21 protein-coding genes and 4 pseudogenes are annotated in these 26659 nt (G+C 72.7%); 11 read left to right on the plus strand and 14 right to left on the minus strand.

Translation table 11 applies throughout. From position 1 onward, the window contains the following. Positions 1–180: 180 nt before the first annotated feature. On the plus strand, positions 181–1452 hold the full coding sequence (locus OO52_RS42960; protein ID WP_030940580.1) for an MFS transporter: 1272 nt from the start codon (positions 181–183) through the stop codon (positions 1450–1452). A gap of 491 nt (positions 1453–1943) precedes the next feature. After that, entirely contained in the window at positions 1944–2138 is a 195-nt protein-coding gene (locus tag OO52_RS42965) for a hypothetical protein (RefSeq protein ID WP_030658067.1), read from the plus strand. A gap of 167 nt (positions 2139–2305) precedes the next feature. Here OO52_RS42965 and OO52_RS42970 read toward each other — a convergent pair whose 3' ends face one another. The 8 genes and pseudogenes from OO52_RS42970 to OO52_RS42995 form a co-directional block, all read right to left on the minus strand. Next, positions 2306–4513 carry an AfsR/SARP family transcriptional regulator gene (locus OO52_RS42970; protein WP_051819071.1) on the minus strand — a complete coding sequence of 736 codons (2208 nt, stop codon included), beginning with the start codon at positions 4511–4513 and terminating at the stop codon, positions 2306–2308. Positions 4514–4536: 23 nt separating this feature from the next. Next, on the minus strand, positions 4537–5385 hold the full coding sequence (locus tag OO52_RS54875; protein ID WP_420711464.1) for an OpcA/G6PD domain-containing protein: 849 nt from the start codon (positions 5383–5385) through the stop codon (positions 4537–4539). After that, positions 5345–5590, minus strand: a complete 246-nt coding sequence (locus OO52_RS42975; protein ID WP_030658063.1) for a DUF2630 family protein — start codon at positions 5588–5590, stop codon at positions 5345–5347. The genes OO52_RS54875 and OO52_RS42975 overlap by 41 nt, the downstream gene beginning before the upstream one ends. 147 nt (positions 5591–5737) lie before the next feature. Continuing rightward, positions 5738–6060, minus strand: a pseudogene (locus tag OO52_RS48940) (transketolase-like TK C-terminal-containing protein); the annotation flags it as partial. Continuing rightward, positions 6047–6265, minus strand: a pseudogene (locus tag OO52_RS48945) (transketolase); the annotation flags it as partial. The pseudogenes OO52_RS48945 and OO52_RS48940, both read right to left, overlap by 14 nt. Positions 6266–6400: 135 nt before the next feature. After that, a complete protein-coding gene (locus OO52_RS42985; RefSeq protein WP_030658059.1) occupies positions 6401–6874 on the minus strand; it encodes a Dps family protein in 474 nt (157 codons plus the stop codon). A 423-nt stretch (positions 6875–7297) separates the two neighbouring features. Continuing rightward, the gene (locus tag OO52_RS42990; RefSeq protein WP_030658057.1) at positions 7298–7960 is read right to left on the minus strand and encodes an SDR family oxidoreductase; all 663 of its coding nucleotides are present in this window, start codon (positions 7958–7960) and stop codon (positions 7298–7300) included. 271 nt (positions 7961–8231) lie between these two features. Next, positions 8232–9065 carry an alpha/beta fold hydrolase gene (locus OO52_RS42995; protein ID WP_030658055.1) on the minus strand — a complete coding sequence of 278 codons (834 nt, stop codon included), beginning with the start codon at positions 9063–9065 and terminating at the stop codon, positions 8232–8234. Between the two features lie 242 nt (positions 9066–9307). Between OO52_RS42995 and OO52_RS43000 the strand changes: the two genes are divergently transcribed. Next, entirely contained in the window at positions 9308–9883 is a 576-nt protein-coding gene (locus OO52_RS43000; RefSeq protein WP_030658053.1) for a TetR/AcrR family transcriptional regulator, read from the plus strand. A gap of 412 nt (positions 9884–10295) precedes the next feature. Here the strand turns inward: OO52_RS43000 and OO52_RS43005 are convergent, their stop codons facing one another. The 6 genes and pseudogenes from OO52_RS43005 to OO52_RS53655 form a co-directional block, all read right to left on the minus strand. Continuing rightward, the gene (locus tag OO52_RS43005) at positions 10296–11324 is read right to left on the minus strand and encodes a C4-dicarboxylate transporter (RefSeq protein WP_030658051.1); all 1029 of its coding nucleotides are present in this window, start codon (positions 11322–11324) and stop codon (positions 10296–10298) included. Between the two features lie 192 nt (positions 11325–11516). Then, positions 11517–12356 (minus strand): FAD-dependent oxidoreductase, encoded by an 840-nt coding sequence (locus OO52_RS43010; protein WP_234339977.1) that lies wholly within the window; start codon positions 12354–12356, stop codon positions 11517–11519. Positions 12357–12615: 259 nt separating this feature from the next. Next, entirely contained in the window at positions 12616–15837 is a 3222-nt protein-coding gene (locus tag OO52_RS43015; protein ID WP_420711466.1) for a TIM-barrel domain-containing protein, read from the minus strand. 323 nt (positions 15838–16160) lie between these two features. Further along, positions 16161–16427, minus strand: coding sequence for a hypothetical protein (locus tag OO52_RS43020; protein WP_030940588.1), 267 nt, complete (start codon positions 16425–16427; stop codon positions 16161–16163). A 15-nt stretch (positions 16428–16442) separates the two neighbouring features. Beyond that, complete coding sequence (locus tag OO52_RS43025) at positions 16443–17558, minus strand: hypothetical protein (RefSeq protein WP_324608328.1); 1116 nt, start codon at positions 17556–17558, stop codon at positions 16443–16445. Positions 17559–17941: 383 nt separating this feature from the next. Further along, positions 17942–18204, minus strand: a pseudogene (locus OO52_RS53655) (cupin domain-containing protein); the annotation flags it as partial. 569 nt (positions 18205–18773) lie between these two features. On the opposite strand from OO52_RS53655, the gene OO52_RS43030 reads away from it, so the two are divergent. From OO52_RS43030 to OO52_RS53660, 8 genes and pseudogenes are all read left to right on the plus strand, one after another. Continuing rightward, complete coding sequence (locus tag OO52_RS43030) at positions 18774–19622, plus strand: alpha/beta fold hydrolase (RefSeq protein ID WP_030658041.1); 849 nt, start codon at positions 18774–18776, stop codon at positions 19620–19622. Between the two features lie 77 nt (positions 19623–19699). After that, positions 19700–20440, plus strand: a complete 741-nt coding sequence (locus OO52_RS43035; protein ID WP_420711465.1) for an alpha/beta fold hydrolase — start codon at positions 19700–19702, stop codon at positions 20438–20440. 480 nt (positions 20441–20920) lie between these two features. Continuing rightward, the gene (locus OO52_RS43040) at positions 20921–22261 is read left to right on the plus strand and encodes an MFS transporter (protein ID WP_234317400.1); all 1341 of its coding nucleotides are present in this window, start codon (positions 20921–20923) and stop codon (positions 22259–22261) included. A gap of 49 nt (positions 22262–22310) precedes the next feature. Then, the gene (locus OO52_RS43045) at positions 22311–22892 is read left to right on the plus strand and encodes a TetR/AcrR family transcriptional regulator (RefSeq protein ID WP_030658035.1); all 582 of its coding nucleotides are present in this window, start codon (positions 22311–22313) and stop codon (positions 22890–22892) included. A gap of 654 nt (positions 22893–23546) precedes the next feature. Next, positions 23547–24230: a hypothetical protein gene (locus OO52_RS43050; RefSeq protein ID WP_030658033.1), complete on the plus strand. Its 684-nt coding sequence runs from the start codon at positions 23547–23549 to the stop codon at positions 24228–24230. Between the two features lie 102 nt (positions 24231–24332). Then, positions 24333–25040, plus strand: a complete 708-nt coding sequence (locus OO52_RS43055; RefSeq protein ID WP_030658029.1) for an SDR family NAD(P)-dependent oxidoreductase — start codon at positions 24333–24335, stop codon at positions 25038–25040. 421 nt (positions 25041–25461) lie between these two features. Beyond that, positions 25462–26082, plus strand: a complete 621-nt coding sequence (locus OO52_RS43060) for a TetR/AcrR family transcriptional regulator (protein ID WP_030658027.1) — start codon at positions 25462–25464, stop codon at positions 26080–26082. A 204-nt stretch (positions 26083–26286) separates the two neighbouring features. Further along, positions 26287–26659: pseudogene (locus tag OO52_RS53660) on the plus strand (hypothetical protein); the annotation flags it as partial.

Raw genomic sequence — 26659 nt, forward strand, 5'->3', positions numbered from 1 at the left:
AGCGACATCACCACCGCCGAACACCTCGGCACCCGCGTCGCCCACCACGCCGCCACCTTCCACGCCGGCCGCCGAGCCCTCACCACCACCCACTGAACCCCACCACCGGCACCCACCACACACCCGGACACACACCATCCCGGCATCCGGCCAAGCGGCCACCCGGCACGAGGAGACGCCGTGAAGCTCTCTGCGGTCACACCCGCCCGCACATCCCGCACACCACAAGCGCAGACTCCCGAGAGCCCCGGCCGCCGCCGGCCGCTGTCCACCGCCGGCGTTGTCACCGCCTCGATCGCCGTCGCGTTCGGAGCCGGCGCGGGCAGCCCCCTGTTCGTGCTCTACCAGCAGCAGTGGGGCTTCCCCGACTGGCAGTTGACCACCGCGTTCACCGTCTACGCCGTCACCCTGCTGGCCACCCTGCTCGTCGCCGGCTCGCTCTCCGACCACATCGGGCGCCGTCCGGTCCTCATCACCGCGCTCACCCTGCTGCTCCTCGCAAGCGCGCTCTTCCTCCTCGCCGACGGCATCGGCTGGATCATCGCCGCGCGCGCCGTGCAGGGGGTGGCCACCGGAGCGGCCACCAGCACCTTCACCGCGGCCATCATCGAACTGTCCAGCCCCCGTCACCGGCGCACCATGACCGTCCTGACCAGCGCCGCCCCCGTCGGAGGGCTCGCCCTGGGCGCCTTCTTCGCCGGGCTCGCCGTCCAGTACACCGACCACCCCACCGCGGTCGTCTTCACCACTCTGACCGCCGTGCTCCTCTACGGCATCGGCTCCGTCCTGGCCGCCCCCGAGACCGCCGCCCGGCACCCCGGCGCACTCGCCTCGCTCCGCCCCCACCTCACCATCCCTCCCGCGGCGCGCTCCTGGTTCTGGGCCCTGGTCCCCCTCACCGCCGCCGGCTGGATGTACTCCGGCCTCTTCCTCGGCCTGGCACCCTCCTTCGACCACCAGGTCTTCCACATCCACAACAGCGCGGCGAACGGCGCCGTCGTGGCCCTCCAGCCCATCTCGGCCGCGCTCGCCGGCATGGCCTTCGCCCGCGTCACCGCCACACGTGCCACCCGCGCCGGCACCCTGCTCATCCTCGCCGGCGCCCTCCTCACCGTCACCGGTGTCGCCACGGCCAGCCTGCCCCTCGTCATCATCGGCGCCCTCACCGGCGGCGTCGGGCAGGGCGCGGCCTTCGGCTCCAGCCTGCGCATCCTCGGCCCCCTCGCCGACAACGCTCACCGCGGCGGTCTCTTCGCCGCCGTCTACCTCATCGCCTACACCGCCTACGGCGCACCCGTCCTCCTCGCCGGCATCGCCAGCGACCACACCGGACTCGCTCCCACCGTCACCGTCTACGGCGCCACCGTGGCACTCCTCGCCGCCACCGCCGCACTCTCGCTCACCCTGCGAACCCGCCGGGACGACAGCGCCCGCGCCGTCTCGGGAGCATGAAGCGCCGCACCGGCGTCCCCGCGTACCCGAGGACGCCGGTGCCCGGCCCGCCGCGTACATGGGCTCACGAGCGCATCACCCCAACTGCCGCGCATGGACGCGCCGGCGCGGTGGAGAACCTCGGCGGCGGGCAGCGTTCTGGAAAGCTGCACCCTGGGTCCACCGGAGTGCTGGAGGCTGTGTCATCTCCCCCACCGACCGGCCCGCCGTCGCGCTGGAGGGCTCGACCGGGCCGAGCCTGATCCGCACGACCGTCCACGACTGCGTCCTCGGCGTCCACCTCGCCAGTTCGGCGCGTACACGCGTGCGCGGCACTTCGGGGACGGTTTCGCGGACTGCGCGTTCGCGGACACGTCCCTGCCGGCCGTGCACATCGGGCGGCGACCGCGGCAGGGGACGGCTCGAGAGCTGCGAGGTGGCCGGCAGCGCCGGCTCGGGTGTCGCGGTGGACCACGGCGGCGAGGTTTCCCTGATGCGGGTGCGCATCAGCGGTGGCCGGGCGCACGGCGTCCTGGTGTCGGCCGGGGACGGGATCGCTGACCCTGGTCGCGGGCTGCGCCGTCCATTCCAACCAGGGCACCGGTCTGCGGCACGGCAGGCCCGGGCCGGCCCTGACCGTGGAACGCCTGGACAGCTCGTACAACGGTCCTGCGCTGGTCGGTCCGGCCGAGGTCAAGCGCAGGTGAACATGCTGGTGAGCCAGGGCCGCCTGACCCGGCGGCGTGCTCAGCTCGGCATCCCGGCCCCGCCCCTGAGCCGGCACCTCGTCTTCGCCGGCCCGCCGGGTACCGGCGAGCCCGACTGGTTCCACGACACCTCCGGCGACCACCCGCAGCACTCCCGCGCGTCCCGCCTACCCGGCCGGGGACGGGTGCGCCGCGGCGGCCGGAGCGCGGGGCCGGGAACCGGCGGGCCCGTCCTGCCGCGCCCCGTCCGGGGGCAGGTGCGTACCCGGTACCCGGGGCCACCGGTCTCGGCGCCGGCGCGCGAGGCCGGCGGACAGGACCGGTTCCACGACACCTCCGGCGACCACCCGCAGCGCGGACAGCTCCCCGGTGAGCCGGTCCGCCCCGGCACTCAGCGCGTCACGGTAGCGGCCCTCCTGATCCTCCGGGTGCCGGGACGCGTCCGCCCGTGCCAGTTCCGCCGCGTACGCCAGGACCAGGCGGTGCGCCGCGTAGCGGCCGTTCCCTCCGGCGGTCAGCAGCCCGGCGCGCACCAGTTCCCCCGCCGCCGCGACCGTCGCCTGCGGCGGCAGCCCGGTGGCATCGGCCAGGGCCGCGGTGCTGTACTCGGGCCCCAGGTGCGGCAGCAGACGGAACGTCAGCGCAGCCTCGGGACCCAGCGTGCGGTACTCGCGGAAGAGGACGGCCCGTACGCCGTTGCCGCGGTCGTCGTCGGTGAAGCCGTCCAGGTTCTTCTCGGTCCCGGCCAGTTCGGCCGCCAGCACGCTCAGCGGCTGGTCCGGACGGGCCAGGGCGCGGGCGGCCGCGACGGCCAGGGCCAGGGGCAGCCGGCCGCACCGCTCGACGATGTCCTCGACCACACCGGCCCGCGCGTCGGCGCGGGCCGGGCCCAGCCGTCGCAGGAAGGACTCGGCCGCCTCGGCCGGCGCGGGCACGTCGAGCCCGACCAGCCGCGCCCCGTGGGCGGCGGCCAGTCCGCTCAGCCGCCGACGGCTGGTCACCACCACCATGCACAGCGGGGAGCCGGGCAGCAGCGGCCGTATCTGCTTCAGGTCGAGGGCGTTGTCAAGGACGACCAGTACCTTCCGGTCGGCCAGCACGCTGCGGAACAGAGCGGCCCGGGACTCCGTCGACGCCGGGACCCGCCACCGCCGCACGCCCAGCGCCTCCAGGAACTCGCACAGGACCTCGCCGGGGTCCCGCGGGCTCCCGCCCGAGCCGAAGCCGCGCAGGTCCACGAAGAGCTGGCCGTCGGGGAACCGGGCGGCCACCCGATGGGCGAAGTGCACGGCCAGGGCGGTCTTGCCGACACCGGGGATGCCGTCGAGCGCCAGTACGCGCAGGGCGTCGCTCGTCTCGCCCGCGAGGGCCAGCGCCTGTTCCATCTGCCGGGCACGGCCGGAGAAGCAGGGCAGGTCCGCCGGCAGTTGCGCGGGCACGGAGCCCGGCTCGGCGGCGGGCACGGGGGTGTGCGGCGTCTGTCCGCCGCCCACCGCCCGGAGCACGTCCTCTTCCCCGGAGTCCCCGGGCGCGTCCCCGGGCACCGCCGGTCGTTGCTCGTTCTGGCGCAGGACGCGCTCGTACGCGGCGCGCAGCTCCGCACCGGGCCGCACGCCCAGCTCCCGCCACAGCCGGCCGCGGACGTCCTGGTACAGCGTCAGTGCCTCGGCCTGCTTGCCGTCCGCGCCGAGTACGAGCAGCAGATGGGCTTGGAGCCTCTGGTCCAGCGGGTGACGTTGCGCGGCCTGGCGCACGGACAGCAGCACCGGCCCCGGGCTGTCGCACCGCAGGGCCGCCGCCGCCGTCTCGCACACGACCGAGGCGTGCTCACGCTCCACCGTGGCGAAGACGCGGTGGGCTCCGGCCACGGGTCCGAGATCCGCCGCGCACCGCCCCTGCCACTGGCTCAGGGCCTCGCCGAACCGGCGGACCGCCTCGTGCGCGTCCCCCTCGGCGGCCTTCTCCCGGGCCTGGCGCACCAGCGCGCGGAACCGCAGGAGGTCGAGTTCGCCGGCACCGACCCGCAACAGGTAGCCCCCGTCCTGGCGGACGAGCCACCGGCCGGCGTTCCTGGCCGGCAGATCCGGTTCGAGCAGGCGCCGCAGCACACCCACGTAGCGGTGGACCGCGTTGGCCGCGCTGGTGGGCGGGTCACCCTCCCAGAGCAGGTCCACCAGGTCCGCCAGCGGCACGGGCCGGCCCGCACGGGCGAGCAGTGCGGCCAGGATGAGGCGCTGCTGCCGGGGTCCCAACGGCAGTTCGGTCCCGTCTCGCCATGCCCGCAGGGGACCCAGCAGCGAGAACCGGACGGTTTCCTGCGGGGTGCCGGCTGCCAGGGCAGGTCCGGGCGGCGTCATCGGCATCGGCATCGGCATCGGCGATCGGTTCCCTTCTGATGTCACGGACACCGGGGTGGCACGTCACGGCGGTCCACGTCGCTCGCGGCGACGGTGCGCCCCGGGCCGGCGCCGGTGCCCGGAAGGCACAACGGCCGGTCGGGCGAGTCATCGGCCGGCCCCCGTGCGACCGGCGCCCAGGCGGTGGGCGATGCGGACCGGTCCCGCCGCGCCAACGTAGGCTTCCCGCGCGAAGCCGAGCATCGGTCGGATGACTCACCAACGTGGTGGGTGCCCCGGTCGTACGGCTGCCACCGGCCGGCGCCCGACCGGCGGGTGCCCCGGGGCGCGGGCGACAGCCCGGTCGGTGGCACCGGTCGCGCCCGTCTCGACGGCCGGCACGCCCCAGCCGAGCCGGGCCCTTCCGGTTTCGGGACGATGCCGACCGGTGAACAAGGCCGGTCCGTTCCGTCGGCCGCCGGCAGGGGAACCCTCCGCTCGGACCTCCTCGGCCGCCGGCGGGCCCTCGGGCCGGTCGACGACGATCTCACCGTTCGCGGGTGCCCAGACGTACGGCCGTCACCACCGGCCCGGCAGTGACGACCCGGCCAGCGGGCCGGCGGTTCCGCGCTCGGGTTGTCCGCCTCGGCCTCCACGGCCGCCGAGGTCACCTCCACCGGTGCCTGGTCGACTACGGCGGCCGGCGTCGACCGCCACGGGGTCATCCGGGTCCAGGCAAGGTCGGTGTCAGCGGGGGCGTGTCCCTGGACCATGGTCAGGTCGGACAAGGCATCCAGGTGTCCCGGAAGCCGTACGGCCGACGCGGCCGCCGACCCGGAAGCGGCGGCCGCGCACGTCGGTCCCGGGGCTTCAGGACTGGTAGCCCTCGACCACGGACTGCGGGCGCACATGTGCCTCGTCGGGGTCCTGCCCGAACTCGGCCCGGGCCCGTCGCTGGCGCAGCAGGTCCCAGCACTGGTCCAGTTCTCGCTCCAGCTCCCCCAGTCGGCTGTGGTCGGCCGGGCTTCCCGCGGCGCGCGTCGTCAGGGAGTCGCGCAGTCGGCGCTCCTCATCGGCCATCTCGGTGATCCGATGCAGGATCTCCTGGTTCTTCATGGGTCCTCCTTCTCGATCGTGTTTCTCTCGGTCGGCGGGGGCGTCCGCCGAAGTGCACCGGGCGGCCTCGCCGACGGCCGCCCCGCAGCGGCCGGGTGGCCGGACCGCCGCGATCCGCGCCGTGTGCCGGGGGGCACTGAGCCCGGCAAGGGACACCACGCGGGTCGGCACGCCCTCGGCTTGGAGCCGCTCACGCGCCTCGACGGCGACGTGCACCTCGGAACCGGTGGCGATCAGGATCACCTGCGGCTCGGTGCTCAGCCTTCGGGCTCCTCGACCTCGGACAGGACGTAACCGTCCCTGGCGGCGGCCTCGTTGGGCGCGGACAACGGCTCGCCCTGACGGGTCGGCACCAGCCCGTGCGGAGCCGGACCGGTGGAGTGGCGTCTGAGGAACTCGGCCCAGGCGATGTGGCTCTCGTTGGCGTCCGCCGGGCGGACGACGTCGCGGCCCGGGATGGCGCGCCGCGAGGTCGCGGCCGACCCACTCCGGATCCGCCGGGTCGTGCCGCATCACCTTCCGGAAGAGGGTGTAGGCGGCCGGGGCCGGGCTCGTCGTCGTACCGGGATGGCCGTTGCCCACCTTCTGTACGGCGTCTGCGGCCAGGACACGGGCGGTGTCCACCGCACGCTGGTCCGGCTCGGTCCGCTCCAGGCCGGACAATGAGGAAGGCATGGTTCTCCCAAGGTCGTGGCTCAGGGCAGGTACGGCCGTGCCACCGTGCGGTGTGCCGGGACGCCCGGGTCCTCGGCGGTCTTCCCGGCGGTGCCGCTCAGCCGCGGGCGGCCGGGGCGGCTCAAGGTCCGTGGCTCAGCCGCGGTTCTCCGACTGGAACATCCAGCTCTGCTTCTCCAGTTCGGCAGTCAGCCCGATCAGCAGGTCCTGGGTCACGACGTCCGACCGCCCGGTGGTCCCGACACGCTCGCGCAACCGGCCGATGAGCACGGAGAACGACTCGACCAGGGCTTCCACGGCCGCGGCGTCCCCGATCCAGCCGGGCTTCAACCCGGGCAGTCCGCTGTCGGACGCGATCGTGGCCGCCCGCCCGTCCGGGCTGACGCCCAGCGCGGCGGCCCGCTCGGCGACCTGGTCGGCGTAGTCGCGCGCGGTGGCGACCACCTCGTCGAGCTGCTCGTGGATGGTGCGGAAACGGGACCCGTACACGTTCCAGTGGGCCTGCTTGGCCACCAGGGACAGGTCCAGCAGGTCGACCAGGGTCTCCTGCAGGGCGGTCCCGGTGACCTGGCGGTCCTCCTCCGGCAGTGGACTGGTGATGGTCCTCATGGCTGTGTGTCTTCCTTCGTCGTCCTCGTACGGCGCCGTCACCCGGCGAGACCCGCGCAGTGTGGAGGGAGCCCTCCGGTGCCCACTCCCATCGCCTCACGACCGCCGGGGCCTGCGCCCTCATTCTTCGATCGGGCTCGCAGGAGCAGAATCGGTCGTTTGACTTACCGTCCCGCACGGTAGTCATGGCTCCGTTCCGGCCTGCGGCGACGAGCCGTTCACGCGGCCGCCGGTGGACGCCGCAAGGGGCCGGCCGCGCCTGTGGGGTCAGCGCAGGGTCCGGGTGCGGCGAGCGGGCCGGCCGGGCCGGCGCCTGCCCGGCACGGCTCGCCGCCCGGAGCCCTCGCACGGAGTGGGCCCGGAGACCCGACGGCCCCGGAGCACGCCGTCGGCGAACTCCGGGGCCGGGAGGGAACGGTGGCGTCAGCCGGCCGCGGCCGACCTCACCGCGTCCGCCACCGGGACGTCCCCGCCAGTCAGTTCCAGCGTCAGTCCGGCCGTGCCCGGCTCGTCGAGCAGCGCCAGCAGGACCGCCGCGACGTCGTCGCGGGTCACGTCGCCCGGCGGAGTCGACTCCGCCAGGGCGACACGCCCGGTCCCCGGATCGTCCGTGAGCCGTCCGGGCCGCAGGATCGTCCAGTCCAGCGCCTCGCGCGAGCGCAGGTCCGCGTCGGCCCGTTCCTTGGCCCTGAGGTAGGCGGCGAAGACCGGGTCGGTGCCCAGCGGGGGTTCGTCGCCCACTCCCTTGCCGGAGATCATGAGGAAGCGGCGCACCCCCGCGGTCTGCGCGGCGTCGGCCAGGAGGACGGCCGCCGCCCGGTCCACGGTGTCCTTGCGCGCCGCGCCGCTGCGGGGACCGGCACCGGCGGCGAAGACCACCGCGTCCGCGCCCGCCAGATGATCCGCGACCTGCCGCACCGACGCCGACTCCAGGTCACAGACCACGGGCCGGGCGCCCGCGGACCGCAGATCTTCGGCCTGCTCCGGCCGGCGGACAAGCCCCACGGCTTGGTCACCGCGCGCTGTGAGCAGGCGTTCGAGCCGCAGAGCGATCTGACCGTGGCCTCCGGCGATCACGATCCGCATGATGGTTACCTCTTTCCTCGGTACGGGTTCCATGCGGCCGTCCGCCACGGGTGGGGACGGCCGTCGTGCGCGGCCGTCGGGGGTCCGGCCGGCCGGGTGGGGCAGGGACGTCACGCGGTGCGGCCCGCAAGCGGTGCCCGGTCCGGACACACGTGGTCCGGGGCGCTCCGGACGGGTCCTCGGGCGGGCGGTGACGACGTCCATCGGCGCGGTTCCGCGTCTTCGCGGAGCGCGCGGGGACGGACGAGCCGCCTGCCGCGGTCGCAGGGGATCACGAGAGGAAGTCGAGCACGTCCCGCGCGAACTCCTGGTGGTGCTGGAAGAGGAAGCCGTGTCCGGAGTCCGGGTAGATCTTCACCCGCGCGTCCGGGAGCAGTCCGCCCAGGAGGTGGAAGACACGCGGGGGGATCACGCTGTCGTGATCTCCGCCTGTCACGAACACCGGCTGCCGGACGCCTTCGAGCCGTTGCAGGGCCCCGTGGTCCGGTACGCCCCACTCGACCACGGCGTCGTACTGGGCGTCCCGGGCCGCAGCGGTGACCGGTACGTCACGTTCGTCTTCGCGCTCTATGTACCGGCCGAGGAATTCGAGGCCGCTGCGTTGGCTCGTCTCGGTGTGACTGAAGAAGGTGTAGAGGTAGTTCTCGGCGCCGGGCGGGTCGTGGACGGCGTGAGCCAGCACGTTCTCGGTGTAACCGTGCACTCCGGGTGCCCCTCTGGGCGCGGTGGCCGCGAGGACGAGCCGGCGGACCGCCCGGGGCCGGAGCAGGGCCATTTCCTGCGCGGTGAAGCCCCCCATCGAGTGGCCCAGCACGTCGACCTGGTGCAGACCGAGGGCGGTCATGAAAGCCAGGGTGTCGCGGGCCAGGTCCCGGACGGAGTGGCACACCTGCCCGGTGCTGAGAGCCACTCCAGCGTTGTCGAACGTGATGACGTCGCGTTCGGTGGCGAGAGCGTCGACGAGTGCCGGGTCCCAGCTGTCGAGTGTGCCGCGGAAGTGCTGCAACAGCAGCAGCGGCGGGGAGTGGTGGGGACCGCAGCGCCGGTAGGCGTAAGTGACGCCGTTGGCTGCTTCGACCGTCTTGTTGGGAGCGTCGACGTACATCTCGCTTCCTCTGCAGTGCGGGGGATGTGCGCCGAGTCTGACGTCGCCGGGCGGTGCGGCCATCAGCCATTTGACCGTAAGCGACGGGCACGGCTCCCGGTGGGCCCGGTCAGGGCACGTCCGGGCGCCGGGCGCCGGGCGCCGGGACGGATGAGGAAGTTCGGTGGCGCCGCGCTCGTTCCGGAAGGAGGAAGACCCGCGGCATCTTTGACAAGCCTAAGCAGACCGGCCATATTGAGACCATGCCTCAGGTGAGCGTCAAAGCCAAGCTGATCGAACACGCCGAGACCGTGTTCCGTCGACAGGGCTTCAACGGCGCCAGCGTCCAGGACATCACCAGCGCGGCCGGCGTGCCGAAGGGGTCGTTCTACAACCACTTCAAGAGCAAGCAGGAGCTCGCCGCCGAAATCGTGCGCCGCTACAGCGGTGCCACCGATTTCAGCATGCTGGAGAACCTCGGCGGCCGGACGGCTGTCGAGAGCCTGCGGGCACACTTCGCGAGCCAGGCCGAGCGGACCAGCTCCACCGGTGTGGAGTTCGGATGCCTGCTGGTGACCATGGCGAGCGAGACCCCGACCGCGGGCGCCGAGGTGGGCACCGCCGTGCAGGGCGGCATCACCGGCTGGATCGACGCCGTGGCCGCGGTGATCGAGCAGGGCCGCGAGGCCGGGGAGATCCGCTCCTCGGAACCGGCACGCGACCTGGCCGCCTTTCTGATCGACGCCTTCGAGGGCGGCGCGCTGCGCGGCAAGGCGACGGGCGATCCCACCGCCTCGATGCGCTCCCTCGACCTCGCACTGAACATCCTCAAGGGCTGACCCGCCCGACCGGCCGGGCCGCACGACCGACATCCCCGATGTTCCGGTGACCTCACGGGAGAATGGGCGGCACCGCGCCTGCATGCGCCGCGGCAGCCCACCGCCCCGGGCGCCGTGGGTGCGTTGCGGCAGCTCTGCCTTGCCCTGACGACCGGCGGCACGACCGGAGCACCGGCGTACTGCGGCCCTGCCGGGCGGGGCCGCTCTTCCGGGCACCCCGCCCCGAGGCGACGGCCGCCGGGCGGGGTCGGCAGGCTGGTCGGCACTCCGGAGGACGGGCGGAACACCACCGCCCCTGCCCTCGTCCCGCGCGACGAACGAAACACCGGCCGGACCGCTCCGTCATGGGGGCGGTCCGACCGGTGGATCGTCTGTCGGCAAGCGTCCGTGGTGGTCGAGTCCTCCGGGTCCTTCAGCACGTAACCGACGCGGTCTCGGTCGTACGGCCCGCTGTCCTGCGCGACAGGATCCGGCGGAACGGCACCAGAGCCAGCGAGCGGACGGCCACGGCCCCGATGACTGCCGTGGCGACGCCGACCACGACCCAGCTCAGCGGGGTGCGCCACGGCGCTCCGGTCAGGGACAGCAGCCGGACCCCGTACGTCGCGCTTGCCGCCGTGGTGAAGGTCAGCGCCCAGAAGCCGAGCGCGAAGGGGAGTCGCACGTAGGCGCGTATCAGGAAGAGATGGGGCAGGAGCAGGGCCGCCATCGTGCCGAGGAGGAGCTCGTGCACGGTCCCCGGCCGGCCCTCGGTGATCACCCACCAGGCGTTTCCCGCGACCGCGGGCGGCGCGGAGAAGATGGCGAGGGTCGGCAGGAGCGGACGGGGCATCTCGGGGCCCGTGGTGAAACGGCTCAGCAGCATCGCGCCGATGAGGACCCAGAACAGGATGCCGGCACCGAAGAGCGCCTTGGCGGCGCCGGGGTGACCGATCGTCGCCAGGGACTGAGAGGTGATCAGTGACGCCGCGACGGTGGGCAGTAGGTACCCTCCGTGCAGAGTCCCCGGGTCGCGCGGCCTCACCAGCATGCCGGCGATGAACCATCCGCCGAAGGCGGCACTCACGGCGAACGCGGACCACATGAGTACCTCACCGGCCGTGGGCAGCCACACCGACAGGCGGGCCGACAGCAGGGAACCGGTGACGGGCACGAGGGCGGCGAACGGACTGAGGACGGGATGGCGCAGATCGGCTACGACGTCACGCGGGCGCGTCCCGGCGGCGGCGTAGCGGACGATCGTCACGATCCAGGCGAGCGCCGCCACCACCCACAGGACGTCGGAGATCCCCTCGGGCGCTCCCAGTCCGGCGGTCGCCGTCCAGGCGCCGGCCAGGCCGGAGAGGCCGAAGGCGATGCCGAAGGTGTTGAACGGAAGCCGTGCCCTGACGGGACGGGGGCTGTCGGTCGAGACCGCCGGATGGGGCGTCGTTGCGGACATCAATACTCCAGTGCTGTACGCCCTGTTGGGCGCGGTTTCCGGGCGGAGGGTCGCTCACCCTTCGGGGGCACCTGATCATGCGCTTCCCGCGATCCATAAGTCCAAGGACTTGTTTGCATCGCCGTCATGAACTGGACGCATGAAGGAGGGGCCCCGGCGGTCGCCGGGGCCCCTCCCCTGCCGTTCCAGCCGTCAGTCCACCCAGCTCGTGAACAACGCGTTCAGTCCCTCGGCCATCGTGGGGTGCGCGATCAGGCCGTCCCGCAGGGCCGTGTACGGCAGGCCTGCCAGCATGGCCGTCTGTACCACCGTCACGACCTCCGCGGCCTCGGGGCCGAGCAGGGCGACGCCGAGGATCTGCTCGCTGTCACGGTCGACGACGGCCTTCCACAGTCCGCGGGTGTCCCGCAGGGTCCGGGCCCTCGGAATGGCCATGACCGGCAGCTTGGCGATCCGCACGTCGTGCCCCGCCGCCCGCGCCTGGTCCTCGGTGAGGCCTACCCGGGCCAGTTCCGGATCGGTGAAGAGGTTCCACGGGACGAGCCGGCCGTTCGTGCTCCGCTCGCCGCCCGCGATGTTGGCCTTGACGATGCGGTAGTCGTCCAGGGAGACGTGGGTGAACTGCGGACTGCCCGCGACGTCGCCCACCGCCCAGGTGTGCGGAGCGCTGGTCGCGAGCCGGTCGTCCACCTCGACGAAACCGTTCTCGTCGGTGCGCACGCCCGCCGCGGCCAGGCCCAGCTCCCGGGTGACCGGAGCCCTGCCGGTGGCGGCCAGCACGTCGTCGGCCTTCACCTCGCGGCCGTCCTCCAGCAGGACGGAGACCTTCCCGCCCTCGCGGACGAACTCCTTCGCCGCCGCGCCGGTGACCAGCTCCACGCCGTCCTCGCGCAAGTACCCGAGGAGCGCCTCGGCCACGTCGGAGTCCTCCCGGGGCAGCAGGCGCGGCCCGCTCTCCAGGACGGTGACCCGGCTGCCGAAGGCAGCGAACATCTGGGCGAACTCCAGGCCCACATATCCTCCGCCGATCACCACCAGGCGCCCTCGGCCTGGACCACTCCGCCACCCCGGCGTTCCTGGGCTTCAACCTGTCGGGGCACACCCTGGCCCGCGCCGTCATCACCGCCCGGTTCTCGGTGGACTGAGTCCGGGCCGTTCCCGCCCGGCACGCTTCTCGCGGGACTTCCGCTCCCACGCGCAGCCTCGCATGCCCTCCTCTGCCGACGAGTGAGGGGCGCCCCCGTCCGGACACACCGGAACCGGGGGCGCCCCGCCAGGCGTCGGCGTCTGCCTAGCGATACATGACGGTCGCCGCCTTCCGGATGCTCTGCGAGGGCACCGTGACGCTGAGGGTGTGGGTGTCGGCGTCCCACCGCCAGGCCGATGCGGCCGTCGCCTTGCCGTTCAGGGTCACGCGGGCCGGCGCGTGGTCCACCCCCAGAAAGGACACCGTCCACTCGCGCCGGCTCACCTGGCTCGTGAAGGAGCCCTCGGCAGGGGCGATCTTCAGCAGGTGGGAGCCGTTGTGCTCGGTGAACCGCAGGTGAGTGGCCGCCGCCCGCTTCGACACGGGGCCGACGCCGTCGTCCTCGTAGAGGGAGAAGGAGCCGGAGGCGCCCGCGGCGACGGTGACGCCAACCTTGTTCAGCGGGTGCCGCGCGTCGCTCGCCACGTTCTCGGAGCGCGTGGTGACGATGCCTCCCGCACGGACGAAGACCGGCATGGTGTCCAGCGTCGTCGTGACGTCGTGGGTGGCGCCACCGGCGGGCGCGGTGTACGTGCGTCCGGTGAAGTAGTCCGTCCACCGTCCCGGCGGGAACCAGACCGGTGTCGTGGTGCTGGTGCCGGGCGTGGTGACCGGCGCGACCAGCATGTCGGGCCCGTACAGGTACTCGCTGCCCGCCTTGGTGTAGGCGGTCTCCTCCTCCGGGTACTGCAGGTACAGCGGCCGGACGATCGGGACTCCGGTGGCACTGGCCTGCTGAGCCAGCGTGTAGGTGTAGGGCACCAGCGCCTCACGCAGCCTGAGGAACTTCTCGGCGGACTTCCTCGCGTCGGGCCCGTACTGCCAGGGCAGTCGGTCGCTGTGGTTGCTGTGCAGGCGGTCGATCGGCTGGAACGTCCCGAACTGCACCCATCGTGCGTACAGGTCGTCGGGCAGCTTGGTGGTGCGGCGGGTCCGGCCGTCGGAGGTGTACGTCTCCGCCCCGGGAATGCCGTAGCCGTCGTTGTGGCCGCCGATGTCGTGGCTGACGGCGGCCATGCCGGTGGCGGCGGACTCTCCCGGCGTGTAGCCGACCTCGGCGCGCAGGGTGCCCCAGTCGGACGTCGTGTCTCCCGAGAAGTGGAGCGTGCTCCGCTTGTCGGCCCAGGGGCCGGTGGGCAGGCCCACTCCCCCGCTGTAGCCGCCGGCCTGGAGGGAGCCGTAGGCACGGGAGAGGACGAAGCCCCGCTCGCCGGACTCGGCGGTGAGATCGGCGTACTGCTGGTTGATCCACGCGTCCGGGGTGACGCCGGCCTGCGAGGACCGTGAGGTGTCGCAGCACCAGTCGAGCCACCAGAAGTCGTTGCCGGCCCGGTCCATCGGCCGGTGGAGGTCCAGGTAGGCCTTGAGCTGGTCCGGGTCGCCGAAGTCGAAGGTGTAGCAGTCCGCGCCGCCCGCGGGCGCGCAACCGCCCTTGCGCAGCTTGCCGTTGGCCGTGGCCTGCGCCATGGCGAACTGGGGGTCGGATCCGAGGATGCTCGGGTGCACGTTCAGGGTGTTGTGCAGTCCCTGTTCCGTGGACCAGTCGAAGAACGCCTTGGGGTCGGGGAACTTGGCCGGGTCGAAGTTCCAACCGCTCCAGGTGTTGGGGGACTTGAAGTCGGTGTCGGTGACGAGGACGTCGAGCGGCACGCCGGCCGCGCGGAACGCGGGCAGCACGGTGTTCTCGTAGTCGTTCGCCGTCCGGTCGATGTACTCGGAGTACCACACGCCGTAGGCCCAGCGGGGCAGCAGTCGCGGTGGGCCGGTCAGCGTGGCGAGGTCGGACAGACCCTGCTGGTAGTCGTGGCCGAAGCCGAAGAGGTAGCCGTCCTGGTAGGGCCGGCCGTGGTGGGTGGGACGAGCGGACGCCTTCCTGGTGCCGGGGTCGTAGACCGCGGAAGGAGTGTCGTCGAGCAGGTACCAGCCGTCGCGGTGCAGCAGGCCGGGTGTGGTCCAGGGGGTGGGGTCGTGGTCGCCGTCGAGTCCGTCGAGGCTGCGCCGGTAGCCGCCCAGGGCGAGGTGCGGCGCGGGGGCCGGGTCCTGCCGGGGGGCCAGGGCGAGGGTGTCCACGTTGACGTGGCAACTGGTGGCGTCGGGGCAGCCCAGGGTGATCTCGTCCGTGCCGGCCTTCAGGCTGACCGGCACGGTCGCCGACGCCCAGGTGTCCCAGTCGTCCGTCGCGGGCAGGGACAGGGTGCTGTCGGTGCCGCCCTCGGTACCGACCCGCATGCTCCGCGTCTGGTGCAGGCCGTCGCCGCCCGTGCCGTTGGCGTAGCGCAGGTGCAGCAGGTAGGTGCCGTCCTCGGGTACGCCCGCGATCCGGTCGGTGATGCGGGCTCCCTGGTCGAGTTCGCCGGTGAATCCGTAGCCGGCGTGGCCCTTGTGGTCGGTGGCGACGACCGCGGAGCCCGCCAGGAGCGCGTCCTCGGCCTCGCAGCTCGTGCCGAACCGGCAGCCCGGGACCGCGCTTTCGGACCGGGAGGGATAGGCGGCTCCGGGCGTCAGGAGGGCGACGCTGTCGATGTTGACGTTCCCGGAGTCGGCGGCGGTGCGGTGCAGCCTGACCGTGTGGTGACCGGCACCGAGGGACAACGGCAGCCGGGCCACCCCCCAGATGTTCCAGTCGCCCGTCTCGGGGAGGCTGAACGTCCGGTCGGTGCCGCCGTCCACGCTGAGGCTGAGGGTCCGGGTCTCGTGGCGGCCGTCACCGCCGACGGAGTTGGCGTAGCGCACGGCGAAGTCGTACGTGCCGGTCGCCTTGGCCCGGACCTCCGTGGAGAGGGAGTTGTTGTCGGTCTCGAACCCGGCCAGGAAGCCCTTGCCGGTGAACCCGCCGTGGTCCGTGGCGAGTCCGGGGCCGTCGTACAACTGGTCCTCCGCCTCGCACAGGACGCCGGGGGCGCAGACCGGGTGCCGCCAGGGAGCCGCCAGCACGGGCTGCTGTCCCGCCTCCAGCCTCACGCTCAGGTTGTCCGCGGTGAAGGGGCCGGAGCCGACCCGGTAGCGCAGGGTCATCGCGCTGGTGGTGATGGTCAGGACGCCGTCGCGGACCGACGAGGTGTAGCGGGGTGGTGTGAAGGCGCCCCGGCCGATCGCGTTGAAGGTGGGCCGGTCCTCGAAGCGGCCGTCCCCGGCGTACTCGGTACGGATCAGGGTCGGTGAAAGGACCTCGAACCGGGCGTCCGACACGGACACCGTCGCGGTGCGGACCGGCGGATCCGGGGTGGGCGCGGCCACGGCGCCGGGGGCGGCCAGGCCGAGCCCCAACGACACACAGGCCACGAGGTGGCCGATCACAGGCGTGCGCCAATTACGGAGGAATCTCGAAGGCGTTGGTCGCACAGCACGCTCCATCCAGCACAGCTCCATTCCGGGGACGGCAGCACTCCGGCGAACGCGCGAGGACACTCCCGACACCCGTACCGGCGCGCACGGCACGGGGATTACAACGTTGTCATCGCGGTTCCCAGGCATGAGACCACGCCGCTTTTCCAACTGTCCACACTCGTACCGGACATCGTTGTCAAAGCTTTCCCCGGCCCGCGCGAAGCCCGCTCCGCGCGGATGCCCACCGCGTCCCGCAGGGGTCCTCAGGGCGAGCCGACGGGGCCGGAGCCGTCCGCTTCGTCTTCCGGGCCGGTGAGCCGGGTGGCGAGGCGGTAGGAAACGGTGACGTCGCGGTACTCCTCACCGGGCACGATCTTCGTGTCGGGGAGGCGGTTTCGGTCGCTGTGGCTCGCCGACTCCCGCTCCCCGGTGCCGGGGAAGCGGACGGCTGTCCTCGGTTCCTCCGTGAAACGAAGACGCTCGGCGTGGACCGTCGACCGGAACGAGATGTCCCACGCCGGGCTCTCCATCGCCGCGCCTGCCGTTCAGGGCGGCGGCTCGTCCCGCTCCTCGGAGGTGCGGTGGCGACGGGGCCGGGGTGCCGGCTTGCCGTCCTCGGTGCGCACTCGGCGCGCGCGGGTACCTTCCTGATCCCGGACGGCCCGGCGCCGGCCCTCCTTCGCAGGCCTGCGGACCACACCCCGTGCGGCGGACTCGGTGCGGTGCGTGGTGCCGTCCGCGGCGTCCGGGACTTCCGCGTCCGGGACTTCCGCGTCCGGGACTTGCGCGTCCGGGACTTCCACGTACGGGACTTCCGCGATCGCGCGACCGCCGTCCCGCACCGCATCGCCCGCCGCTTCGGCAACGCCTGAAGCCTTCTCGACCGCCTTGCCCGTGGCGTCGCCGACCTCGGCACCGGTCTTGCCGACGACCCGGCCGGCCTCAGCGCCGACCTCCTCCACCACGCGCCCGGCTCCGGACCCCACGTCCCGGACGGCACTGCCGGCCCCTCGGCCGAGGTCCTGAGCCGCCGAACCGACGCCGCGACCGACGTCCTGTACTGCGGCCCCGGCGCCCAGGCCGACATCCTGGACGGCCCTCCCGGCCCCCGTACCCAGCTCTCCGACGGCCTGACGGGCTCCGCCACCGACGTCCTGCACGGCGGATCCGACCCCCCGCGCCACCTCACGCAGGATCTCCGGGTTGCGGTCCAGCGTGGTGAGCACGCGGTGGATGATCGAGGCGACATTGTCGAGGCGCACCCTGAGCTGGGCCTGCGCCTCCTCACCCGAGATGCCCAGGTGCACCCGGCCGAGTGCGACGTCGGCGCCCACGTTCAGCTTCACCAGGTCGAGCACCTCGGCCTGGAGCGAGACATGCGCGCGCAGGTCCTCGACGTCCAGGTCGATCTCGTCGACCTTCAACAGCGGAACGTCGAGGAAGACGTCGGGGTCGGCGCCGGCCGCGACACGTGCGCCGGCTGGCTCGTCGCCGGGGACGACCGTGGCCTCCTGAGCCGTGGCGCCCCTGCCGTAGGGCTCCGGCTCCACGTCGTACGGCTCGGGCTCGGTGTACTCGTCGATGTCCTCGGCGTCGGGTTCCCTGTCGTACCGGTCACGCTCCTCGGCGGCCCCCTCGCCGTCCTCTGCGTTGCCCTGCATCACCGTGTCTCCACGAGGTCGGCGTCACTTGCGTCCATTTTGTTCCAATATGGCGACCGGTGCGCTGCCGATACCCCTTCCGCGCGGGCCGCCGCGACCGAGTAGCTGATGCGGCACCGCCCACCCCGGCGGCGCGATGCCCGCCGGGCGTACGGGGGACGCGGTATCGCGATCAGGGGTGAACCCTGCCGCCCAAGCGACCCCTCCGGACGCCGTCCCGTCCGAGCGGGTGACGCCGCCGACCAGGCGGTCGAAACAGCCGCCGGGCCCTGGGCCCGTTCGTCCGTGGAGCCAGTGATCCGCCGCGTGGACGGCGTACGGCGCGCCCGCCGGGCCAGCGCCACGCCGGGCGGCACATCGTCGCATCGCCGCGCGGGCGCCGGTCAGTCGGAGGGCATCGGGCCGGGCGGCATGCGGACCGCCACGACGAGGCGGCACGTTCCGGCACCGGCGCCGCGGTACGTGTGTGAGGTTTCGCCGTCGAAGGTGGCGGTCCGCCCGGCTTCGACGGGGTGCTCGGTGCCGCGGTGGTACCGAGCACCATCCGGCCGGCCGTGACGCTGACGGTCTCCACGACGCCGGCCTGGTGAGGGTGGCCGGGGTCGCCGGGCCGGAGTGCACAGGGCCAGACCTCGACCGGGGCGGGTCGGAGAGGGCCTCAGCACAAGCGCGCCGGCCTCTCCTTCGCCGGGGCGGCACCCTGCCGCTGACGTCGCTCACCGCACGGGAGGGCCTCTTCCAACATCCCCGCCTGTGCGACGGCGCCCTGGAGAAGACCGGCACACTGCTCGACACCGCGGCCGCGGGCGGCGTCGGCGCGGTGGTGGCCCAGCTTGCGCGGGCGCTGGTCAGCCTGACGGTGATCGGTATCCCATGTCGGGTGATTCCGCGGCCGGGCGGTCCCGACGCGGACACATCAGCGGGGGGCGGTCACCAAAGTGCACGGGGAGCCGCCCACCGTCACCGCCCGCGGCGGTCGGGCGGCGCAGCACGGTGGGCGGTAACCGCCGGTCCCAGGGGCCACTTCACCCAGTGGCGGCAGAAACGCCCGGCGCCCCGGGCTCCCATGCCTCCCTACCGACGCACCCGAGGAAGGACACCGCCTCCAATTAGGTTGTGCACAACTCAGTTGCACGCTATGTTTCTCACGTCGCCCGGGCCACACCGCCCGGGGGGACAACTTCCGTCGCACGCCCACTCCTGAGGAGAGTCACCATGGGTCTGAGGACCGTCTTCCGCCCCACCCGCAAGCGCGTCGCCGTTCTGGGCGCCATCGCCGGCGTTTCGGCCCTCACGCTGGCGGTCACGACTCCCGCCAGCGCGGCCAAGGCCGAACACCGTGCGGCGGGCAAGAAGCCCACGATCGTCCTGGTCCACGGCGCCTTCGCGGACGCCTCCAGCTGGAACGGCGTCATCAAGCGGCTGCAACACGAGGGCTATCCGGTGGTCGCGCCGGCCAACCCGCTGCGCGGACTGGCCGACGACGCCGCCTACGTCCGCAGCGTCCTGGCGAGCGTCAAGGGACCGGTCGTACTCGTCGGCCACTCCTACGGCGGTGCGGTGATCAGCGAGGCCGCGACCGGCGACCCGCAGGTCAAGGCGCTGGTGTACATCGCCGCCTTCCTCCCCGAGAAGGGCGAGAGCGCCCTCGAGCTGTCCAACAAGTTCCCCGGCAGCACGCTCGGCGAGAACCTCAACCCCGTCTCCTTCCCCCTCGCCGGCGGCGGCACCGGCACCGACCTGTACATCAAGGCCGACAAGTTCCACGACCAGTTCGCCGCCGACGTACCCCGGGCGACCACCGACCTCATGGCCGCCACCCAGCGGCCCATCGCCGCCGGCGCCCTGGAGGAGAAGGCCACCGGGGCCGCCTGGAAGACCATCCCCTCGTTCGACCTGGTCACCACCGGTGACAAGAACATCCCGCCGGCCGCCCAGCGCTTCATGGCCGAGCGCGCCCACGCCCACACCGTCGAGATCGACGCCTCCCACGCCGTCTCCGTCTCCCGGCCCGCCGCGGTCACCCGCCTGATCGAACAGGCCGCCCGCAGCACTACGCGCTGACCCCGCGCCCGCCGTTCGGCGCCCGGGGCGACCGGAGCCGGCACCGCAGACATGAGCACCGACCGTCGTACCACCGCATGAGAAGGAGACACTCCCCCATGAACAGCAAGCCGGAGAACAAGAAGCCCACGGTCGTGCTGGTGCACGGCGCGTTCGCCGACGCCTCGAGCTGGAACGGCGTCATCGAACGACTGCAGCGCGAGGGCTATCCGGTGGTGGCGCCCGCCAACCCGCTGCGCGGACTGGCCGCTGACGCCGACGGTCTCCGCGCCTTCCTCGAGAGCGTGAACGGCCCCGTCGTCCTGGTGGGCCACTCGTACGGCGGCGCCGTGATCAGCCAGGCCGCCACCGACAACGCGCAGATCAAGGCTCTCGTCTACATCGCCGCCTTCACCCCCGAGGTGGGCGAGAGCGCACTGGAGTTGTCCAACAAGTTCCCCGGCAGCACCCTCGGCCCCAACCTCGACTCGGTCAGCAACGGCACCGAGACCGACCTGTACATCAAGGCCGACAAGTTCCACGACCAGTTCGCCGCCGACGTACCCAGGGCGGCCACCGACCTCATGGCCGCCACCCAGCGCCCCATCGCCGCCGGCGCCCTGGAGGAGAAGGCCACCGGGGCCGCCTGGAAGACCATCCCCTCCTGGAGCCTGATCGCCGGGCAGGACTACAACATCCCGCCGGTCGCCCAGCGCTTCATGGCCGAACGCGCCCACGCCCACACCGTCGAGATCGACGCCTCCCACGCCGTCTCCGTCTCCCAGCCGGCCGCCGTGGCCGACCTGATCGAGCAGGCCGCCCGTACGGTCACTGGCTGACCGCACAACGGTCGCGCACGTCGGCCCCTGGTTACCTCGGCCGGGGCCGGAGCCTGAGCCAGCGTGCCCAGGCCCGGCCCCGGCCGAGGCCGAGGCAGCCGGTGCCGCGCGCCTTCGCGAAGGGTTTCGGTATGGCCGAGGTCAGGCAGCACCCGGCCGGGGCGAGCCGGGCCGCTCCCACCGCGACCGCCCTGCTCCCCCCTCCGGGCAAGTGGCGGGATGATCACGCCCCCCGACGCACGCATTCCAAGCCGGCCGAGCGGGAACCTTGATCGATCAACCACTTGGTTGACACGCCAAGCTTGCGCGGCGGTCACGGCCGTCGCGTGATTCAGGGCCGCGCGGACGCACCACGACCGCACTCACAGCCGAACGCGGCCGGGCGCAGTGCGACACGTCTCACCCTCCCGGCGCCCCGCGCATCAGACAGATCTGTCTACTATGGGGGCAGGTTCATTTTCCAGACCGAGAGTGAGAGCCATGAGAAGCACGACGCAGCGACCCGCCGCCGAAGGCACACCGGTGAGGCGCTCTCCCGCGCACGGAGCCCCGCGGCGCAGGGGCCTCGGTCCCATCGCCTCCCTCGGGCTGCTGGCCTCGATCCTCGTGTCCCTGCTGGCCTCATCCAGCGCGCCGACCCCCCTGTACGCGATCTACCAGGCACGCTGGGGCTTCTCGCCGATCACCGTCACCGTCGTCTTCGGTGTCTACGCGGTGGCCGTGCTGGTCGCACTCCTGGTCTTCGGCAAGATCTCCGACCACGTGGGCCGGCGGCCGGTGCTGTTCGTGGCCCTGCTCGCGCAGATGGCGGCCATGGTTGTGTTCGTCACCGCCGGCGGCGTGGACGCACTGCTGGCCGCCCGCGTCGTCCAGGGACTGAGCACCGGGGCGGCGGTCGGTGCGCTCGGTGCCGGAATGCTCGACCTCGACGCACGCAAGGGCGGTTTCCTCAACTCCTTCGCGCCCACGATCGGAACCGCGAGCGGCGCCCTGGTCTCCGGGCTGATCGTGCAGTACCTGCCGGCCCCGACCCACCTGGTCTACTACGTGCTCCTGGGCGTGTTCGCCCTGCAGACGCTGGCCGTGACCCGCCTGAAGGAGACGGTCAGCCGCGAGCCGGGCGCGCTCGCCAGCATGGCCCCCGAGTTCAAGCTGCCCCGGTCCGCCCGCGCGTCGGTGGCGATCGCCGCACCGGTGATGTTCGCGGTGTGGGCACTGACCGGCCTGTACGGCGCGCTGGGCCCCGCTCTCACCCGGACCCTGGTGCACTCCACCTCCGTGGTGTGGGGAGGGCTGCCCCTGTTCGTACTCGCCGGCTCCGCCGGTACGGCCGTCGTCCTGCTGCGCAACGCGGCGACGCGTACCGTCATGCTGATCGGCATCGGCTCGCTGGTCGTCGGTGTGACGGTCACCCTGGTGTCCATCGCCTCGGGCACCGGCGGCACCCCCTCCGTGATCGGCTTCTTCATCGGCGGCGCGATATCCGGCTTCGGCTTCGGCAGCGGGTTCCAGGGGGGCATCAGGCTGGTCGTCCCGCAGGTGCAGCCGCACGAACGGGCCGGGGTGCTGTCCCTTCTCTACGTGGTGTGCTACGTGGGCCTGGGTGTGCCGGCGGTGATCGGCGGCGTGCTGGTCGTGCATGGCGGCGGCCTGGTGCAGACGGCCAGGGAGTACGGCATCGCCGTGATCGTGCTGGCGCTCGCTGCGCTGACCGGCCTGGTGCTCAGCGGCCGCCGGGTGGAGCACGTGGCAGTCGTCCGGCCGGAAACCGGCTCCGCCCCCGAGCCCGCGCGCCTCGCGGAAACCACGTCGCAGCCGTGAGGCGGGCGTCGCGCTAGAATAGACAGGTCTGTCTGAGAGGGTGGTGGTCATGGCGGCCAGGACCGCGACGAAGCTGTCCGCGCGCGAGCGCTTGCTCGAAGCGGCAGACGACCTGTTCTACCAGCAGGGAGTGCAAACCGTCGGCATCGACCGTGTCATCGAGCATGCCGGGGTGGCGAAGGCGTCCCTCTACAACACCTTCGGGAGCAAGGAAGGACTCGTCTGCGCCTACCTGGAGCAGCGTTTCGACCGCGTGAAGAACCGGATCACCCGGACCCTGACGCGCTTCCGCACCCCCCGTGAACAGATACTCGGCGTCTTCGACGCGCTGGGCGAGGCGTTCACCGACCCCGGGTACAACGGGTGCGCGTTCGTCCGGGCCAGCGCCGAGACGGCCGAGGACAGTTCCATCCGCCACGCCGCCGAGGCCTACCGGTCCTGGGTGCGTGAGCTCTTCACCGAACTGGCCGCCGCGTCCGGGTACGCCGAGCCGGAGGAACTGGCCCGACAGCTCCACCTGCTCTACGACGGCGCGGGGCAGGCCGCGCGGATGGACCGCGACCCCGCCGCCGCCACGACCGCCCGCGGTGCGGCAGCGGCCCTGCTCGACGCGGCGCCGCTCGCTCGCTGAGGCCGCGCCACCGGCTGTTCTTCAGCGCCTGCACGCGGTCCTGGGCACGCTGCCCACGAGTCACGTGGTGGCCCGGCTCCCCGGCGAAACGGCCGATGGACTCGATGCAGGAGTTGGCGAGCAGCCCGAGGACGATGACGTGCGTCATGCCGTACTGCTTGCGCTGGAAGTCCAGGTCGGTGCCGACACGGCCGCTCTGAGCACCGTCTTGAGTGCGGCTCGGTCCGGATGCTGGACACGGACGGCCTCGTCGGCTGGGACGCGCCCGGATCCGCAGGCGCGGCTGCACGTGCCGCCCGGCGCCGACAGCGGCGGTCCGTACCCGATCCCGAACAGCTGGCCGACCTGGTCGTCGAGGACGGCTCCACGCCACACCCGCGCCGGGACGACGCCCGTCCTGCTGCCGACGCTGTACGGCGGGGGCGGTCGGGCAGGAGGAACCCCGGGGGGAACCCGCGCGTCCAGCGCCGTGATCTCCTCGGGGTACGGGCGGCCCGCGCGTTCGTCTGGACGGACAGGGCAAGACGGTGTCCCTGACACTGCCCGTCCCCAGGCGGTGAGCGGCGGCGGTGTACGGTCGGACCGGCGGAGCGGGGGGCCCGCGTGTGTCTCCCCACGGGGACTCCGCAGGACCGAGAGGCGGGGGCGGGCGGGATGACGAGGTTGCGGCAGCCGGACCCGTCCGTCCCGGCGTCGCGCCGGTCGCTGCGGCGGCAGCGGGTGGCCGAACCGCGGGCGCAGGGCCGGTCCGGTCCCGAGCTGCGCGAGGTCCTCCCCTCCCTCGTCGGCCTCGGCCTGGTGCCGGTGGCCCTCGTCCTGCTGGCCGGCCGCCTCAGCCGCGCGTTCTGGACCCCCGGCCTGCTGGTGTGCGCCGTCCTGCTGGTGCCGGCCGCCGCGGTGGGCCTGCGCCTGCGCCGGGGGGTCCTGCGGCGACGCCGCGGCCGTTACACCACCCAGGAGCTCGCACGGCTGAGCGACCGCGGGCTGGTGGAGGCCACCACGCGCATGCTGGAGCGCGACGGTTGGCGTGTGGCCGACCTGAGCCTGCGCGCGGGGCGCAGACGCCTGTACGCCCGGGATGTCCACGGCCGCGAACTCGACGTCTCGTTCCGCACCGCGGCGGACGCCGACGAGGACACACGCCGGCCCGCGACCGTGCGGGAGACGGTCCGGCCCGGGGAGGTCAGGCCAGGCCGGCTCATCGTCCACCGCGGTGACTTCAGCCGGGCCGAGGTGCGCTGGGCCGCCCGGCAGACCGACGTCCACCTCGTCGACGGCCGCCGACTGCGCCGCTGGGCGGCCGGCATGCCGCTGGACAAGCTGGGACAGCGACGCTGAGCGGTGACGCATCCGGCCCCGTGGGCATTAGTAGACCGATTGACTAGTAGCCGACCGGTCTACTAATCTCTGCGACAGGAGCCCCCGCCTGGAGAGAAGATCATGAGCACTCAGAAGGTCGCAGTCGTCACCGGTGCCTCGCAGGGCCTCGGCGCGAGCATCGTCGACGCCTACCGCAAGCATGGTTACGCCGTCGTCGCCACGTCCCGCACCATCGCCCCGTCCGGTGACCCGGACCTGCTCACCGTGCAGGGCGACATCGCCGACCCCGCCACCGCCGAGCGCGTCATCGCCCAGGGTCTGGAGCGGTTCGGCCGCATCGACAGCCTCGTCAACAACGCGGGCATCTTCGTCGCCAAGCCCTTCACCGAGTACACCCTGGACGACTACGCCGCCGTAACCGGCGTGAACCTCAGCGGCTTCTTCCGCATCACCCAGCTGGCCATCGAGCAGATGCTCGGCCAGGGCGGGGGTCACGTCGTCACCATCACCACCAGCCTGGTCGACAGCCCGGACATGCGCCTGCCCTCCGCCATGGCCTCGCTGACCAAGGGCGGGCTCCAGTCCGTCACCAAGTCCCTGGCCATCGAGTACGCCACCCGCGGCATCCGCGTGAACGCCGTCTCGCCCGGGACCATCAAGACCCCGATGCACCCGGAGGAGACCCACGCGACCCTCGGCGACCTGCACCCGATGCGGCGCATGGGCGAACAGAGCGACATCGCGGACGCGGTGCTGTACCTGGAGAACGCCCCGTTCGTCACCGGCGAGATCCTGCACGTCGACGGCGGCATGAGCGCGGGGCACTGAGCACGGCGTGCCGCCGGTGTGCGCAACGGTCCGTGGCCGGTTCAGTCCGCTGAACCGGCCACAGGCATGAGCACCTCGCGGCGGGGGTCAGTGCCGCAGCGATATAAGTCGACGGCCGTCAGGGGGTGGTGGCCACGCATTGGGATACATCTCCTGTCACGGCTAGTCAGGTAAGCAACCTTCCGGTTGCCTGCCGAGAGGTTCGGCCGACCGTACTTTCGATATAGACGACCGGACGTCTACTCCTACTACTCCCGCTCCTGCCCGAGTACGACGCCGGACCAGCATCAGGTGTGACGGCGATCCCGGCGATGCGCGCGGACCCCTCCCTCAGCGCGCCGGGGGGACGTCGATGTTGCCGTCGTGCAGCTACCGCCGCAGGGACCGCCCCTTTATAGTCGATCGGTCGTATACTGGCCCCATGGGACGGACAAGTGACGCCAGGAAGAAGATCCTCGACGCTGCGCAGTCACTCATCGAGCTGCGTGGCTACTCGGCGCTGGGCGTGGCCGAGATCTGCAAGGCGGCCGAGGTGCCCAAGGGCAGCTTCTACTACTTCTTCGAGTCCAAGGAGGCCCTCGCGCTCGCCGTGATCGACGAGCACTGGGCCGCCGAGCGGCGCGACTGGACCGGCCTCCTGAAGAACGAGGCGGAACCGCCCCTCCAGCGACTGCGCCAGCTCTTCGAGGCGACCGAGGCCGAGCACCGGGCCTGTCGGGCCGACCGCGGATCGATCGCGGGCTGCATGCTCGGCAACCTCTCCCTGGAGATGTGCAACCAGAGCGAGGCCGTGCGCGACCGGCTCAAGGAGATCTTCGAGGACCAGGTCGACTTGATCGAAGCGGTGGTCACCGAGGCCCAGAGCCGTGGCGAGGTCACCGTCAGCGACGTCCGCGAATCGGCCCGGGCCGTTGTCGCTCAGTTGGAGGGCCAGGTGCTGTTCGCCAAGCTATACAACACCGCTTCACCGCTCGGCGCGCTCTGGGCCAACTGCCTGGCGCTGCTGAACGCCCGGCCGGCCTCCGTCACAGCCGCCCTCTGAGGGCACACCGGGACCCGAGGGCCCTGGATCCGGTGCGGCCCCTGGTCCCGATGGCCAGGGGCCGCCGCCGCGTCTTCTGCGATCGCCTCCGCGCCGACGTGGAGAGGCGATGCGTCGACGCACGCCCACCTCGCCCGGAACGAGGGCGAGCGGCTCCGGCCGACGAGACACGGCCTGCGCGCGGGCAGGGCAGTCGGGGGCCGCGTGGACCTGCTCCGCGGCTACGGCCGGCTCACCGGCGAGAAGCAGGTGGCGGTCGGTACGCGCGAGCGCGACACGTTCCCCCTCACCGCCCGGCACGCCGTCGTCGTCGCCACCGGCACCGGCCCTCCCCGACCTGCCCGGTCTGGACTCGGTGCGTCCGTGAACCAGCGTGAGGCGAAGAGCCCGTCCGAGGAGCCCGGCCGACGACTCGTGGGCCGCATGTCACACGGCCGGCCGGGGCCGCTCCCGTCCTCCGTGAAGCGGCCCCGGCCGACAGCGGTCACCGTCGTCCTCCGCTCTCGGACGACGGTGACCGGGGTGTCGCCGGCCGAGGCCGGCGAGGTCCTCAGCTGGCGCGCAGCGGAGCGAGGGC

This window comes from Streptomyces flaveolus, from assembly GCF_000716535.1.
Taxonomy (GTDB): domain Bacteria; phylum Actinomycetota; class Actinomycetes; order Streptomycetales; family Streptomycetaceae; genus Streptomyces; species Streptomyces flaveolus_A.

Bases quoted from the DNA above. Each gene is read 5' to 3' on its own strand.
- OO52_RS43035 (WP_420711465.1), top strand. From the start codon at position 19,700: ATGAGAAGGAGACACTCCCCCATGAACAGCAAGCCGGAGAACAAGAAG.
- OO52_RS43055 (WP_030658029.1), top strand. From the start codon at position 24,333: ATGAGCACTCAGAAGGTCGCAGTCGTCACCGGTGCCTCGCAGGGCCTC.
- OO52_RS42970 (WP_051819071.1), bottom strand. From the start codon at position 4,513: ATGCCGATGCCGATGCCGATGACGCCGCCCGGACCTGCCCTGGCAGCC.
- OO52_RS43045 (WP_030658035.1), top strand. From the start codon at position 22,311: ATGGCGGCCAGGACCGCGACGAAGCTGTCCGCGCGCGAGCGCTTGCTC.
- OO52_RS43000 (WP_030658053.1), top strand. From the start codon at position 9,308: ATGCCTCAGGTGAGCGTCAAAGCCAAGCTGATCGAACACGCCGAGACC.
- OO52_RS42975 (WP_030658063.1), bottom strand. From the start codon at position 5,590: ATGAAGAACCAGGAGATCCTGCATCGGATCACCGAGATGGCCGATGAG.
- OO52_RS43030 (WP_030658041.1), top strand. From the start codon at position 18,774: ATGGGTCTGAGGACCGTCTTCCGCCCCACCCGCAAGCGCGTCGCCGTT.
- OO52_RS42995 (WP_030658055.1), bottom strand. From the start codon at position 9,065: ATGTACGTCGACGCTCCCAACAAGACGGTCGAAGCAGCCAACGGCGTC.
- OO52_RS43060 (WP_030658027.1), top strand. From the start codon at position 25,462: ATGGGACGGACAAGTGACGCCAGGAAGAAGATCCTCGACGCTGCGCAG.
- OO52_RS42985 (WP_030658059.1), bottom strand. From the start codon at position 6,874: ATGAGGACCATCACCAGTCCACTGCCGGAGGAGGACCGCCAGGTCACC.
- OO52_RS54875 (WP_420711464.1), bottom strand. From the start codon at position 5,385: ATGTGCGCCCGCAGTCCGTGGTCGAGGGCTACCAGTCCTGAAGCCCCG.
- OO52_RS43040 (WP_234317400.1), top strand. From the start codon at position 20,921: ATGAGAAGCACGACGCAGCGACCCGCCGCCGAAGGCACACCGGTGAGG.
- OO52_RS43020 (WP_030940588.1), bottom strand. From the start codon at position 16,427: ATGGAGAGCCCGGCGTGGGACATCTCGTTCCGGTCGACGGTCCACGCC.
- OO52_RS42990 (WP_030658057.1), bottom strand. From the start codon at position 7,960: ATGCGGATCGTGATCGCCGGAGGCCACGGTCAGATCGCTCTGCGGCTC.
- OO52_RS43025 (WP_324608328.1), bottom strand. From the start codon at position 17,558: ATGCAGGGCAACGCAGAGGACGGCGAGGGGGCCGCCGAGGAGCGTGAC.
- OO52_RS43005 (WP_030658051.1), bottom strand. From the start codon at position 11,324: ATGTCCGCAACGACGCCCCATCCGGCGGTCTCGACCGACAGCCCCCGT.
- OO52_RS43050 (WP_030658033.1), top strand. From the start codon at position 23,547: ATGACGAGGTTGCGGCAGCCGGACCCGTCCGTCCCGGCGTCGCGCCGG.